This is a genomic window from Oribacterium sp. C9 (assembly GCF_002007235.1).
In the GTDB taxonomy this organism is placed as follows: Bacteria; Bacillota; Clostridia; order Lachnospirales; family Lachnospiraceae; genus Oribacterium.
In genome coordinates this window covers 18243-33047 of sequence record NZ_MUHW01000019.1, presented here as the reverse complement: position 1 = coordinate 33047, position 14805 = coordinate 18243, and the positions used below count along the sequence as shown (strand labels likewise).

The 14805-nt window shown below is 46.1% G+C and carries 12 protein-coding genes; all 12 read right to left on the bottom strand.

Going from position 1 to position 14805, the window contains the following annotated elements:
• Nucleotides 1-2: 2 nt before the first annotated feature.
• Nucleotides 3-665, bottom strand: coding sequence for a ribulose-phosphate 3-epimerase (rpe, locus tag BXO88_RS11935; protein ID WP_078037958.1), 663 nt, complete (start codon nt 663-665; stop codon nt 3-5).
• A 5-nt stretch (nt 666-670) separates the two neighbouring features.
• Nucleotides 671-1651, bottom strand: a complete 981-nt coding sequence (rsgA, locus tag BXO88_RS11930; RefSeq protein WP_078037957.1) for a ribosome small subunit-dependent GTPase A — start codon at nt 1649-1651, stop codon at nt 671-673.
• A gap of 90 nt (nt 1652-1741) precedes the next feature.
• A complete protein-coding gene (pknB, locus tag BXO88_RS11925; RefSeq protein ID WP_442944934.1) occupies nt 1742-3892 on the bottom strand; it encodes a Stk1 family PASTA domain-containing Ser/Thr kinase in 2151 nt (716 codons plus the stop codon).
• Complete coding sequence (locus tag BXO88_RS11920; protein WP_078037955.1) at nt 3892-4638, bottom strand: Stp1/IreP family PP2C-type Ser/Thr phosphatase; 747 nt, start codon at nt 4636-4638, stop codon at nt 3892-3894. The genes pknB and BXO88_RS11920 overlap by 1 nt, the downstream gene beginning before the upstream one ends.
• 96 nt (nt 4639-4734) lie before the next feature.
• Nucleotides 4735-5787 carry a 23S rRNA (adenine(2503)-C(2))-methyltransferase RlmN gene (gene rlmN, locus BXO88_RS11915; RefSeq protein WP_078037999.1) on the bottom strand — a complete coding sequence of 351 codons (1053 nt, stop codon included), beginning with the start codon at nt 5785-5787 and terminating at the stop codon, nt 4735-4737.
• A gap of 79 nt (nt 5788-5866) precedes the next feature.
• Entirely contained in the window at nt 5867-7225 is a 1359-nt protein-coding gene (locus BXO88_RS11910) for a transcription antitermination factor NusB (protein WP_078037954.1), read from the bottom strand.
• Between the two features lie 8 nt (nt 7226-7233).
• Nucleotides 7234-7941 (bottom strand): zinc metallopeptidase, encoded by a 708-nt coding sequence (locus tag BXO88_RS11905; protein WP_078037953.1) that lies wholly within the window; start codon nt 7939-7941, stop codon nt 7234-7236.
• Between the two features lie 30 nt (nt 7942-7971).
• Nucleotides 7972-8949 (bottom strand): methionyl-tRNA formyltransferase, encoded by a 978-nt coding sequence (gene fmt / locus BXO88_RS11900; protein ID WP_078037952.1) that lies wholly within the window; start codon nt 8947-8949, stop codon nt 7972-7974.
• Nucleotides 8950-9050: 101 nt separating this feature from the next.
• Nucleotides 9051-9566, bottom strand: coding sequence for a peptide deformylase (gene def, locus BXO88_RS11895; RefSeq protein WP_078037951.1), 516 nt, complete (start codon nt 9564-9566; stop codon nt 9051-9053).
• A gap of 82 nt (nt 9567-9648) precedes the next feature.
• Nucleotides 9649-11778, bottom strand: a complete 2130-nt coding sequence (gene priA, locus BXO88_RS11890) for a replication restart helicase PriA (RefSeq protein WP_139355583.1) — start codon at nt 11776-11778, stop codon at nt 9649-9651.
• On the bottom strand, nt 11778-13112 hold the full coding sequence (locus BXO88_RS11885) for a UDP-N-acetylmuramoyl-tripeptide--D-alanyl-D-alanine ligase (protein WP_078037950.1): 1335 nt from the start codon (nt 13110-13112) through the stop codon (nt 11778-11780). The genes priA and BXO88_RS11885 overlap by 1 nt, the downstream gene beginning before the upstream one ends.
• A gap of 18 nt (nt 13113-13130) precedes the next feature.
• On the bottom strand, nt 13131-14624 hold the full coding sequence (locus BXO88_RS11880; protein ID WP_078037997.1) for a UDP-N-acetylmuramoyl-L-alanyl-D-glutamate--2,6-diaminopimelate ligase: 1494 nt from the start codon (nt 14622-14624) through the stop codon (nt 13131-13133).
• Nucleotides 14625-14805: the final 181 nt, after the last annotated feature.

The following is a 14805-nucleotide window of genomic DNA, read 5'->3' as shown; positions in this document are numbered from 1 at the left end:
TGTCAGTCCGCTAAGATCTTATTGAATGCCTGAACATTTTCTCCGATCCTGTCTTCAGGCTTGAATACTGCAGAGCCTGCGATGAAGAAATTGGCACCGGCATCCCTGATGGTTGAGATATTGTCGAGAGTGACTCCTCCGTCTACACCGATGTTCAGCTGAAGATCCATTTCCTGAGCTTTCTGTCTAAGATCGCGGATCTTATCAAGTGTGTAAGGAATGAATTTCTGACCTCCGAATCCCGGATTTACTGTCATTATGAGAACCAGGTCAAGCATGGGAAGGAGATAGTCAAGGGTGTTTACAGGTGTTGCCGGATTAAGTGCGACACCGGCCTTGAGTCCTGCTTCTTTGATCTGATTGATAGTGCGGTCAAGGTGCAGACATGCCTCCTGATGAACAGTTATTCCGTCGGCACCTGCCTTCGCCACATCAGTGATATATCTTCCCGGCTCCTCTACCATCATGTGAACATCAAAAAAGCTTTTGATGTCTTTACGTACAGCCTTGATGATAGGGGCTCCGAATGAAATATTAGGGACAAATGTTCCATCCATCATGTCGAAATGAATGTATTTTGCTCCTGCTTCCTCCGCTGCCTTGATGCTGTTGGTTAAATTTCCGAAATCAGCAGATAAAATGGATGGTGACAAATAACTCTTCATAAATATCAGTATCTCCTTTGTGATTTAAGTTCGTCATAGAGAAGAACGTAGCTTTCGTAGCGTTCTTTTGAAATCAGACCCTCCTGTACCGCTTTTTTTACGGCGCAGTCGTTTTCTCCTATATGGATACAGGTCTTGAAACGACAGTCATGCCTGTATTTTTCAAATTCAGGAAAATAATACATGAGTCTGTCGGTCTCTATGTCGTTTATATAGAGTGAAGTGAACCCCGGGGTATCCAGAACATAGGTGTCATCATCTATGTAAAAGAACTCTGTATGTCTCGTGGTGTTCTTTCCACGCTCTATCTTTTTGCTGAGCTCCCCTATCTCCATATTGGCTTCAGGATGGATAAGGTTGGTTATAGAGGATTTACCCACTCCACTGGGGCCTGAAAGAACCGTGGTCTTCCCCTGAAGGACTTCCATGATCTTATCGTAGCAGTCACCGGATCTGGTGCTTATCTCCAGGACCTTATAGCCGGCTCTTCTGTATATCTCAGGTATGAGCTCCGGGTGATCCGAGTGGATCTCAGGTATGAACTGGGCTCTGTCCTTTTTTTTCTTTTTATAGGAAGGTATATCATCATCCACGGGCTCTTCCTCAGGTTCAGCGGAATCTATGAGATCCACCTTGTTAAAGAAGATAACAACAGGTATATCCTTCTGTTCCATGTTTATCAGGAACCTGTCCAAAAGGCTCAGGTTAGGGTCAGGGTGTTTCAATGCAAAAACCACCACAGCCTGATCGATATTTGCAACTTCAGGACGGATCAGCTGATTCTTTCTGGGAAGAATGCGTATAACGGAGCCTTCACGCTCCTTCTCGCTGTCCTGTACAGGCTCGATCTCAGCATCATCACCCACAAGGGGCTTTTCGTTACGATTTCTGAAGATGCCCTTTGCACGGCACTCGTAATCTCCCTCAGGAGTGTGGACATAGTAGAATCCGCCTATTCCTTTGTATATTTTTCCTTTTAACGGCATTTTCACCTCGATAAAAAACTATATATCTGAGATAAAGAACCTTACGTATCCTGTCATGCAGATGATACGAAGGTTCTTTATGCATAATGTTTACTCTGCAGGAGCGAAGTTACATACATATGAAGCTATGACAGTATCTGTAGCTGCATCTACAACTTCTACTATACCGAGAGGTACGCCTGCTTCTCCCTTTATCTTAGGGAATACAACCTGAAGCTCGGTTCCAACTTCATAGGAACGTGCTCTCTGAAGAGTTTTGTAGCGCTCTTCACCGTTGACATCCTGACGAAGTCTGATGGATACAAGTGTTGTTCCGTTGGCTCCCGGCTCAGAGACCTTTCCTAAAGGAACTACTGTATTGATGGAGCCATACCAGGAGTCATCATCTGAACCCTGGTTAGAGCTCTGATTATCTGAATTCTTTATACCTGTATCTCCGTCAGGACCTGAAGAGACTGTCAGGTCCACTGTACTGCCCTTGAGAGTGGCTGCACCGGCCTTTACAGACTGGCCTGTGACCTTGCCTTCTGCTCTGGTCTGATCCGGCATATATGTGATGTCTCCCGGAACAAGATCAAGAAGCTGAAGGGTCGTTATAGCATCATCTTCAGAGAAGCCTGTCAGGTCGGGAACATTGACCATGTTGGCATCCAGACCTTTGGAGACATAGATCTCCAGAGGATCAGGTCCTGAAGAGTCCGGCTTGTTGGTGCTTATGATATAGCCCTCAGGGATGGTATCCGAGTATGTCTCCACGACCTTGAACTGTATGTCACGATCGTTCAGCTGGCGCTCCATATCCTGTATGGTGGTGGCGTGAAGTGCATCCAGTGTCGAAGGATCATCCTTATCGTAGAAGACTATGGTTTGAGCCCCCTTGGACACAGTGACTTTTATGGTGTCTCCGGCGGAGTAGTTTCCGTCAGGGTAGCTTATGATGACTCCCTCATTGTATCTGTCAGAGTACTCTTCCTTTACGACCTCGATACGGATCTTGTACTCGCGAAGCTCTTGCTGAGCCTCTTCCACGGAGAGACCGATTATGCTCTGAAGATGTGTTTCCAGAGCCGAGATGGTGATGCTGACCTCACTGGTCTCAGCGGCTTCTGAGGTAACTGCCGCAGTGCTGGTCTCGAGAGGCGCGTGGGCATCCCGGAAAAAGCTTATCATGTTCTTCGCGATGATGAGAACGATGATCAGTATGCATATTCCGCAGGCGATGGTTATGGTGCGGTATATCATGAAGGTCTTGTCATTGATGAGCTTATGCTCGTCCTGTGAAGCTGAAGCATTTGAATCGTTGCTTCCGGATTCAGATGCCTTCTGCATGGCTTTTATATCAGAGAGCTCTTCGGCTGAAAGGACTCTCGTCTCACCGAGATCCTCAGGTATACGTCCCTTCATAAAGGAACCGGAAGGATCCTTTATTGCCTTCTGCAGGTCTTTTCCGAGCTCGTCGATATGCTGATAACGTTTGCCCGGAGACTTCTGCATACTTTTGGAAACGATGAAATCAAGAGCCGGATAAACATCAGGAACAAGCTTTGAAACCTTTGGTATAGGATTTTCAAGGTGCGCGAATACTACGGCTACCGAAGTGCTTCCGTCATACGGAACCTTTCCGGTCAGCATCTCATAAAGTGTGCATCCGAAGCTGTAAATATCAGAGCGCTCATCCGACTGACCCGAGCGGGCCTGTTCAGGTGAGATATAATGCACAGAGCCCATGACCGTAGTATTGACAGTCTGCTGAGTGGCGGCTCTTGCGATTCCGAAATCCGCAACCTTCACAGTACCGTCGCTTGCAACTATCATGTTCTGAGGCTTGATATCTCTATGAACTATTCCGTTTTTATGAGCCTGATCTATACCGCCTACTACCTGAAGAGCGATGGCGATGGCTTCCTTGGAATCCATGCGTCCCTTTCTCTGGATGTAGGACTTAAGAGTGATTCCCTCCACAAGCTCCATAACTATATAGTGGGTCTTGTTTTTATGGTTGTCTACTATGTCATAGACCCCGACTATATTGGGGTGATTGAGCTTTGCGGCAGCCTGAGCTTCATTCTGGAATTTGCGAATGAACTCTGTATCTTCACAGTACTCTTCCTTCAGTACCTTTATGGCGACTTCGCGTCCCATCTTTACGTCAGTGGCACGGTATACATAGCTCATGCCGCCCTGACCTATGAGGGAGTTGATCTTGTAACGGTCATCCAGAATCTGTCCTTCATGAACCATCATGATTCAACCTCCTCTCTGTAAGGATCAACAAGTACGATGCCTATATTATCCTTACCGCCATTGATATTGGCCATATCTATAAGAGCCTGTACCTTCTCAAGCACAGAGCTTCTTTCACGTATGATATTACGTATACTTTCGTTGTCCACCATATTGGTCAGACCGTCGGAGCATAAAAGAAGGTAATCACCCTCTGAAAGTTCGATCTCAAAGAAATCCGCAGTCACCTTTGGCTCGATTCCGACGGCTCTTGTGATAATGTTTCTGGAATTCAGGTACTCTTTTGAACCGCGGCGCATGAGACCACGTCTTATCATCTCTTCAACATAGGAGTGATCCCTGGTGATCTGTCTGATACTGTTTCCGTGTACGAGATATGCACGGGAATCGCCGATATTGCTCACAGTCAGATTGCTGCCATCTAAAAATGCGGTGACGAGAGTCGTACCCATTCCGTTCAGGTTTTCATCCTCCATGGACAGTTCATAAAGACGTTCGTTAACGTCTCTTATGGCATCCTGTATGAGCTGAATGCAGGGCAGATCCTTTGGGGCATCTGCGATGTACTTCTTTAGTTCTTCCACAGCGAAACGTGAGGCGTAGTCTCCCGCCTTATGACCTCCCATACCGTCGGCAAGAAGGAAAAGGTTGGGTAATGCGCCTATTGCCTGATCGGTCGCAAAGACATAATCCTGATTCATACGTCTTTTGCGGCCCTTATCCGTTTTTGCAAAAAAGACCATCAGTCACTCCTTAAAGTTTCAGTCAAATAACTAGTTGGTTTAAAAGACCTTCGTCAAAAGGCTTTTTAGGGAAACGCTGATATAATCCGTGTTTCCTCAGTTTTCATTCTCGAGGTAGTTGCGTCGTAATTGTCCGCAGGATCCGGAGATATCGGACCCCATCTCGCGGCGTATGGTGGCTGCGATGCCGTTCTTTTCGAGGATATGCTGGAAAGCCTCGATCTTTGTACGGTCAGGTCTCTTCCAGTCACGCTCTTTTATTGGGTTGACGGGAATGAGGTTGACGTGACACTGAAGCTTTCCTTCATTCTTCATTCCTCTTATGAGACGTACCAGCTGCTGGGCTTCATCCTTGTTATCGTTCACACCTTCAACTACCGAGTACTCGAAGGTGACACGTCTGCCTGTTTTTTCAAAATAATACTCTATGGCAGGCATGATCTCCGAAAGAGAATACTTATTTGCTATAGGCATAAGAGTCTTACGGGTCTCATCATTAGGAGCATGGAGACTGAGGGCAAGGGTTATGCCGTAGTTCGCGTCCGCAAGCTCTCTTATACGGGGAACAAGTCCGCAGGTGGAAACGGTAATGTTTCTTCTCGAGATATTGAGCCCGTTTTCATCTGATATCATGCGGATAAATCTGGTGAACTCTTCGTAGTTGTCCAGTGGCTCACCTGAACCCATGATGACAATGTTATCAACTCTCTCGCCGGTGTCACGCTGCATACGGTAAACCTGACCGAGCATCTCACCTGAAGTGAGGTTACGTGCGAGACCGTCCAGTGTGGAGGCGCAGAACTTGCAGCCCATACGGCAGCCCACCTGACTGGAAATGCAGACTGAATTGCCATGCTGGTATTTCATCCACACAGACTCTATGACATGTCCGTCCTGCATGCGGTTGATAAACTTTTTGGTGCCGTCGATTTTTGAGGTAAGTACCTCTACGGTTTTTGGAAGAGATGCCGAGTAGTTCTCTGAAAGCTTATCTCTAAGCTGCTTAGAGACATTGGTCATCTCATCGTATCCGTCTACAAGCTTCACATGAAGCCATTGATATATCTGCTTGGCACGGAAGGGTTTTTCGCCCATTTCCGATAAAAGCATTTCCAAATCTTTATATTCAAGATCTCGTAAGTTCTTCATTCTTTTCCTGTTTATATCTATGTTTATGTGATAAGACAAAGCAGGCAGATACTCCTGCTTTAGTCTGTTCACCTATGTATCAGTCCTTTTTGAAAACGCAGAGGTAGAATCCGTCTGAAGGCTCACCCGGCAGGAATTTTCTCTCCTTCAAAAGAGTGAATCCCGGCATATTCTGTATAAAATCTCTGTTGTCTTCATTTTCCTCTTTACTTAGTGTGCAGGTGGAATAAACAAGCTTTCCGCCCGGTTTTACATAGCGCACTACGGTTGTGAGGATCTCTCTCTGAAGAGCCTGAAGCTCTTTTATACCATCTTGCGATGCGCCAAAACGAATATCAGGCTTTTTGCCGATTATACCGAGACCGGAACAGGGAAGATCCGCCAGCACTATATCAGCCTTTCCTTCACCTTTTTCGTTGAGAAGTGACTCGTCGGGGATTCTCGCATCAAAGGCTCTTGCTGATATGTTTTTGAGCTTAAGTCTGTCGATGTTTTCCTGTATAAGTGTGACCTTGTCCTCTGTGAGATCTCTCGCATCCACATGCCCTGTTCCCTTCAGAAGTTCAGCTACATGGCAGCTCTTTCCTCCCGGAGCGGCACATACATCAACGATATAATCTCCGTCCTTTGGCGACGCTTCTATACCAACCTGCTGTGAGGCATAATCCTGAATGGTTATCTCTCCTGTCTTGAAGAGTTTGGTCTTTGAGATATTGCCGTCCATCACTTCAGAATGACCATCCTTGAATCGGACATAATTCTCCTTTGATCCCGTGAGGAACCACTGAAGCATCTTTTCGGTATCGTCCTTTCCGTAGATCTTACGGAGATAGTCATAGAGCCAGAGAGGCGTACTGAGTCTGATGTAGGCCGGAGTCTTTCCTGTATGTGCGAGATCTGCAAATATATTCTCCTTCTCCCTGGAAATGGTACGGAGAACACCGTTCACAAAGCCGGAAAGGAAGAAAATCTTGTTTTCATTCTGTTCCTTTATGAAAGTGACAGCCTCATTGATGGCAGCACTGTCGGGAACCTTGTCCATATACAGTATCTGGTAAACAGACATACGAATAAGGGTCCTGATGACCGGTTCCATGTTCTTCGTATGGGTCTTACTGAATTTGTTAATGACGAAGTCAAGCTGAATACAGTACTCTATGGTTCCCTCTACGAGACGGGTGATAAAGGCTCTGTCTCTTTCAGTCAGATTTGTATATTGATGAAGCTGCTCTCTCAGGATGATATGGGAGAACTGCTTTTCTTCAAGAATTTTTATAAGGCTATGAACAGCAATAGACCGCGGTGTTACTGCGGTCTTTTTCTGAATGGTATTGTTTGTTTTACTGTCCTTCCGTCTGTTTACGGAAGTTTTCTTTGAAGAGGAGCCGGAGCTTCTTTGACCGGCTCTTACTGCGATATTTTTCTTTTTAATATCCATTTATTACTTTATCTTCTTCTTTCTCTTCCCTTTGCTATGAGGATCAAACGTAAAAGCTGTAAAATCGATGATGCGGCAGCGGCAACATATGTAAGGGCGGCTGCATGAAGAACAGCCTTTACACCTGCAAGCTCCTCCTGTGTCATCATGCCGTTCTCCTGAAGAGTCTGAACTGCTCTTCTTGAAGCGTCGAACTCTACAGGCAGAGTGAGAATCTGGAAAGAGATAGCCACAACAAAAGCAATGATGCCGAAATTGATAAGAGGTGTCATACCTATAACCAGACCAAAGATGATCAATGGAATAGAAAACTTTGAAGCGATGGCGCAGGCAGGTGATATGGTTCTCGTAAGTACAAGAGGTGAATAACTTCTGGCGTCCTGAATGGCATGACCGCACTCATGGGCGGCAACGCCGATGGCAGCGATAGATGTGCTGCCGATGGTTGACTGACTTAAATTAAGGACCTTCTTACTTGGTACATAGTTATCTGTAAGGTGTCCTGCGATGCCCTGAACTCTGACATTGCTGATACCGTTTCTCTGAAGTATCATCTCAGCTGCCTGTGCACCTGTAAGTCCTGAACCTGACTGAATTCTTGAATACTTTTCAAAGGTTGATTTAACATTGGCGCTGGCCATCATACTTAAAGCCGCACCGATGAGAACAAGAATATATGTCCAATCAAAATACATCGGATATCCGTAACCGTACATAGTAAATCCTCCCCTGTTCACTAAATAAAATCAGAATCGATAACCTCTAAGGAAATCTTCCGCTGTCATGCGCTTCTTTCCTTCAAGCTGGAGCTCGTTAAGTCTGAGATGATCCTCGCCGCATACTGCGATGAGGAGTTTCTTTCTGTCACTAAGGAGCTTTGCGGATTTTGCATGTTCTGACTTTTCAGAGTCTCTATCCGTTTCAAGAACAGAAACCTCCTGAAGATCATATTCCTTTATGTCGGAGGCTGTGAGAACATCCGCATCCCATAACTTAAGCTGCTTTCCAGAAAGGAAGGTGTAGGCTGAAGGCCATGGGTTGAGACCGCGGATCTGACGCTCTATCTCAACTGCCGGACGTGACCAGTCTATAAGACCTGATGATTTTGTAAAGAGACCTACCTTTGTGGCGAGGGAAGCATCCTGAGGAGTACGGGTAAGTGTGCCCTTTTCCAATGCCTCCAGAGTCTCAACTATGAGCTCTCCGCCAAGTGCCGCAAGCTTGTCAAAAAGGCTTCCGCCGGTCTCTTTTTTATCGAGGCGGAGCTTCTTCGTCATGAGTATGTCTCCAGTATCGAGACCGGCATCCATCATCATGGTGGTGACACCTGATTCCTCATCGCCGTTAAGAACCGCCCACTGTATAGGTGCGGCTCCGCGGTATTTCGGAAGCAGTGATGCATGAACATTGATGCATCCGTACTTAGGAATATCCAGAATCTCTTGAGGAAGTATCTGACCGAAGGCTGTAACAACGATAACGTCAGGAGCCTGATCTCTGAGGAGCTGTTTTGCTTCCTCATCGGAACGGATCTTGAGAGGGGTGATAACAGGTATGCCGTAATTCTCGGCAGCGATCCTTACATCACTCTTCTGTGCTTCTCCGTGACGACCCTTCGGACGGTCAGGCTGAGTGACAACGAGAGATATGTCATGACCTGCCTTATAAAGATAGTCTAATGTTGACACCGCAAAATCAGGTGTTCCCATGAATATTACTTTCAAATCTTTCCTCCTGATAGGCTAAATAAGCTGAGCACTTCGAGATATGCTTTTGGATCCTTCAGTACATTACACATACCGAAGGATTCAAAAAATGTGAAGTCTTATGCTTCTTCCATTTCATCCTCGTCGAAATCATATTCCTCGAGGTTTTCGTATGTTACGTCCTCAAGCTCGCCCTCTACCTTTGTGGTATAGAGAACACCGTGTAAATGATCATTCTCGTGAGCCATGGCTCTTGCAAGAAGACCCTCGGCGTCGAACTCATATGGCTCCATGTTGATGTCATAAGCCTTTACATGAACCTTCATAGGACGGGTAACTACTCCCTCCTTGCCCGGAACTGATAGACAGCCCTCTTCGCCTGTCTGCTCTTCCTCGCCGATGGCTGTAACTGTCGGATTGATACATACATAACGCTTTCCGTCTCCGATATCTACAACGAAAAGCTGACGGAGTATACCTACCTGCGGTGCGGCAAGACCTACACCGTTTGCATCATACATGGTCTCAAACATATCCATGATGAGCTCCTTTGTGCGGTCGGATACAGCCTTTATAGGCTTGCACTCCTTTTCAAGAATAGGATCTCCGATTACTCTGATTGTTCTTAATGCCATTTTAAACTCCCTAAATATATATGGTTTATTATTGATTTATCTTAGAAAGGATAGTGAACTGTGATATATGTACACAAGCCTTTCATTGTACATCGTAATTTAACATGACAAATCCACGTTTATCAACATTTCGTACCAAGGCGGTGAATCTGTCCCTTAACCGAATAATTATATCATGCTCAGGATGTTTAATATACACGATTTTTCTGTATATGTCATTCACCTTGTATACGCTTGCATTGAGAGGTCCGATAAATTCCGCCTTTGCTGCGTCGCATTCCTGTTTAAATGTCTGTGCCGCAGAATCACTTATTATACCGAGCATGTCCTCATCCTTCGAAAGAAGCTGTATAGTCATGAGGTGCTCTATGGGAGGGTATCCCATCAGCTTTCTGAACCTCATCTCCTTTTCGTAGAAAAGCTTATAGTTCTGTGCGGCGGAAAGGGCTATAGAATAATGATCCGGCTGATAGGTCTGGATGATGACCTGACCTGAATCCTTGTCACGACCTGCTCTTCCTGCTGCCTGGGTTATGAGCTGGAAGGTTTTTTCCGATGCATGGAAATCAGGTGCGGAAAGACTTAGATCAGCTGCGATGAGACCTACGAGAGTCACATCAGGGAAGTCATGTCCCTTCACTATCATCTGGGTTCCTATAAGTATGTCTGCTTTATGACTTCTGAACTGTTCCAGTATCTTTTCATGTCCGCCCTTGTTCTTTGTGGTATCTGCATCCATTCTGAGGACTGCGGCTTCGGGAAATGTCTGTTTCACAAGGCTTTCCAGCTTTTCTGTTCCGAACCCGAATGGGGCAAGATAAGGACTGCCGCAGGTAGGACACTTCTTCATAACCGGTATCTCATATCCGCAGTAATGACATCTCATGATCCCGTCTCTGTGAAGAGTAAGTGATACGTCACAATGAGGACATTTTATGGCCTGACCGCAGCTTCTGCAGGAAACAAAACTGCTGTAGCCTCTTCTGTTCATGAAAAGCATGATCTGCTCATGCCTTTGGAGTTTTTCTTTTATGAGCTCATGAAGCCTGTTCGAAAAGATACTGCGGTTTCCTTTCGCCAGCTCTTCTCTCAGATCTATGATCTCGGTTGCAGCGAGACTGGAACCGGATTTGGCCCTTCGGTGAAGTTCTATGAGAGAGACTTCATTCTTCAGAGCCTGAGTGTAAATATTAACAGAGGGTGTGGCTGAGCCGTAAAGTACGGGACAGTGACAGAGCTTCGCTCTCTCATATGCCACGTCTCTTGTTTCATATCTTGGGGCTGTTTCTGACTTGTAGGCCCCCTCGTGCTCCTCGTCCATAATGATGATTCCGAGCTTTTCAAAGGGAGCGAATACAGCAGAGCGGGGTCCCACCAGAATATCCACCTCACCCTTTTCACATTTCATGTACTGCTCGAAACGTTCTCCGATGCTCATTCTGGAATTAAGTATGGCCACACGCCCCTTAAATCGGGTGGATACTCTTATGACAGTCTGATATGTGAGAGAGATCTCCGGGATAAGCATTATCACCTTATATCCCGCCTTTATGACCTGCTCCATAACATGAAGATAGACCTCGGTCTTTCCGGAACCGGTGATTCCGTGAAGGAGGTATCGGGGAACTGATATATCAGGATTTTTCCGGAGTGATGAGGCTTCACCGGTGTGGGCTGACAGCTCATAGGATGATCTGCCGGCTAAAGGGACAGATGCAGATGCTGTGCCGGAACAGTCATTATCTACACATGCTTTTTCTACGCATTTTTTGAAGCCCTCTACTATACTGTCTGCCGCCGCCTGTTGCTCGGGATTAAGTTCGTGATACTCATCCTTTTCCTCGGCATATCGAAGAAGGGGATCTATACGTCGGGAATTCTTTCTTACTGCACGCTTTACGGGAAGGACAGTCTTCAGGCACTGATTCATGGTGGTGCCGTATTCCACTGACATCCAGGATGCCAGATGGATGAGCTGCTCCTTCACCGAGATGGCGTCATGCATGACGCTCTTTATTTCCTTCACCTTGTCGGGATCATAGTCCACATGCTCTGTCAGACCTACTACATATCCGGTTTTTATGGCGTTTGAAACACCAAAAGGGATAGAAACTCTATCCCCTGCTGAAACTTGCATCCCATCAGGGATGCGGTATGTGTATGCCCTGTCCAGAGCATCGCTTGTGATATCGATAATTATCTGTGCGTACATCAAACTTTTTCCTGTCTGAATTCCTTTACGATCTCAGACAATTTCATACTGTTGGAACCTTTAAATAAAACAACGTCTCCGTTCTTGGCAACTGCATGAATGGTATTATCGAGTTCTGAAAAATCATTGAAATACTCGATAGTAGGCTTTTTTACATTGTCTCTGTCAGAAGAGTCAAAGACAGCGCTTATGCCTGTACCTATGTAGGATGCCTTTTCGCCAAGAAGGAAAACAACATCTATAGGGAGTGTTGCGAGGTATTCCCCAACCTCTCTATGGTAGTCGAGAGTCTTGTCTCCGAGCTCCAGCATATCCGCAAGGACAGCAATCCTTCTTGTTCCCTCGATCTGTGATAATGCTTCGAGTCCCGCTTTCATGGAAACAGGGGAAGCATTGTAAGCGTCATCGATGATGGTGACGCCGGATGTGGTCCTGAAGGTCTCTCCACGACCCTGAACTCCTGTAAAGCACTCGAGCTTAGCCTTCGCTCCCTCAGTGTCCACTAAAACATCCTCTGCAATATGCATGGCGGCAGAGGCATTCTGAAGCATGTGATTCCCCTTCATAAGAAGTGATAAGCTGTAATCCTTCAGTGAGTAATGTCTTATGTCAATGTTTTTATCCTTAGCGATACCGAACTCATGGAGCTTGTCCACAGTCAGAGTTCTGAGTAACGGGTCATCATCGTTTGTGTAGAGAACACTGTTGTCTTTGGAACCGTCAAGGATATGGAGCTTCTCCTTCATGATGTTTTCCTGAGTCTTCAGGTATTCGATATGAGCGATGCCGATGTTTGTTACAGCAGCAATGTCCACACAGGCAACATTGGCAATTTTTGTCATTTCACCGGGCTCTGAAATACCAAGCTCGATAACTGCGATATCAGCTCCTGAATGAGCCATCTGGAACATGGTGATGGGAACGCCAACCTGAGAGTTTGCGTTTCCTGCAGTCTGGAATACCTTCATTCCGGCGCTGAGAGCCGCTGCGATCATGTTTCTGGTGGTGGTCTTTCCTACGGAACCGGTAACACCTATGACCTTTCCATGGAACTTAAGACGCTCCATGTAGCCTATTTCCTGAAGAGCAGTCCTGGTGTCAGGAACCTGATAGAACCTTACCTCCGGATACATTTCCTGAAAAGGCTTGATGTCTCTGGAAGAAAGTACAGCAACGGCACCGTTCTTTATAGCCATATCGATGTAGTCATGTCCGTCACTGCGCTCTCCGATGATGGGAACGAACAGCGCGTTATGCATCTCTTTTCTGGAATCAAGTACTATCTCCTCGATACCTTCATCTGTAAAACCGAAGCTTTTATCTGCAGCTATCATATAAAGTCCTCTTTATAGTTATAGATTGTATTTTTTTGCGGTCTCTTTGATCACTTCACTGTCGAGGAAATGAGTTCTTACGCCTTTTACTTCCTGATAGTCCTCATGACCCTTTCCGATAACGGCGATCATATCACCTTTTTCCGCATGGGTCATGGCATATTCGATGGCCTCACGTCTGTCTGGGATCTCGACGAACTTGCCGCCTGCAGGAACAAGTGTAGACTTGATATCGTTTATGATATCCTCCGGCTCCTCGAAACGGGAGTTGTCGGAAGTCAGGATGCTGAGATCTGCGAATTCTGCAGCAGCCTTGCCCATACCGTATCTTCTGTCCTTGGCTCTGTTTCCGCCGCAGCCGAAAACAACTACAAGACGCTTTGGCTCATATTCTCTCAGGGTGCTGAGCAGGTTCTCCATAGCCATCTCATTGTGGGCATAGTCTACGAGAACAGACATGTTGTCGTTCTTAAATGCCACCTCTGTTCTACCTGCTACATGTACCTTTCTGAGAGCACTGAGGATCGCCTTCTGGTGGATGCCGGAAAGAGTGAGACAGCTGATGGCTGCCATGGCATTGTAGACATTGTACTTACCCGGAAGATCAAGCTTTATGTCAAGCTCGGTGCGTCCAAGCACATGGAACTCGATACCTACGAAATCGCCGCTGTTGACGGGATGAAGCTTATCTGCCATGAAGTCTGCAGTATTCTTCATAGCGAAGGTGTACATCCTGCAAGGTGAGCCTTCGATGAGCTCCTCTGCATAGTCTGCGTCCTTGTTGATGATTCCGACCCTTGACTGCTTGAAGATGCAGCTCTTGTAGTACTTGTACTCCTCGAAATCCGCATGCTCATTAGGGCCAATGTGATCGGGCTCGATATTTGTGAAGATGCCGTAATCAAAGGTGATGGCGGAAACTCTGTTAAGCTTGAAAGCCTGTGAAGATGCTTCGAGAACCACGTAGCTGCATCCGGCATCAACCATGTCTCTGAAGTATTTCTGAAGATCATAGGACTCAGGAGTGGTGTTCTTTGTAGGAATATGATTTCCTGAGTACTCCACTCCTGTTGTGCCTATATAACCGGCTGATTTTCCATCGGCTTCGATCATCTGCTTTATCATGTGGGCAGTTGTGGTCTTACCCTTTGTTCCTGTGATGGCGATAACCGTAAGCTCCTCTGCAGGATAACCGAAACGGGCGGCACTGATGTGGGCAAGAGCTTCACGTGCATTCTTCACTCTTACGATGGTGATATCCTCATTGATCTCGGAAATATCCACAGGAAGAGCCGAAGCTTCGTCCTCAACAACTATGGAAGTGCATCCCTTTGCTATAACATCGGGAATGAACTGATGGGAATCTGTGTTTGAACCCTTCATACAAACGAAAACTGTATCAGGGGCTGCCTTTCTGGAGTCAAATACTACTTCACGTACTTCCTGTGAAGCGGTATCTCCCAGTAAAGTTTCATATGATAAATCTTTAAGCCAATCTGAAAAAATAGCCATGATAAATATCGCTTTCTTTTTTGAATAAATATATGAGTGATAGTCCGGATTGCTTCGTGCTTCGCACTCCCACAATCCTGATGTATATTCGGAAATCGCTCTGCTCATTTCATTCGCATAGCTTTTATCCTCATATACATCAGGTTGCGCTATGCCCGATCGAATATGCAAGCGAGCTTGC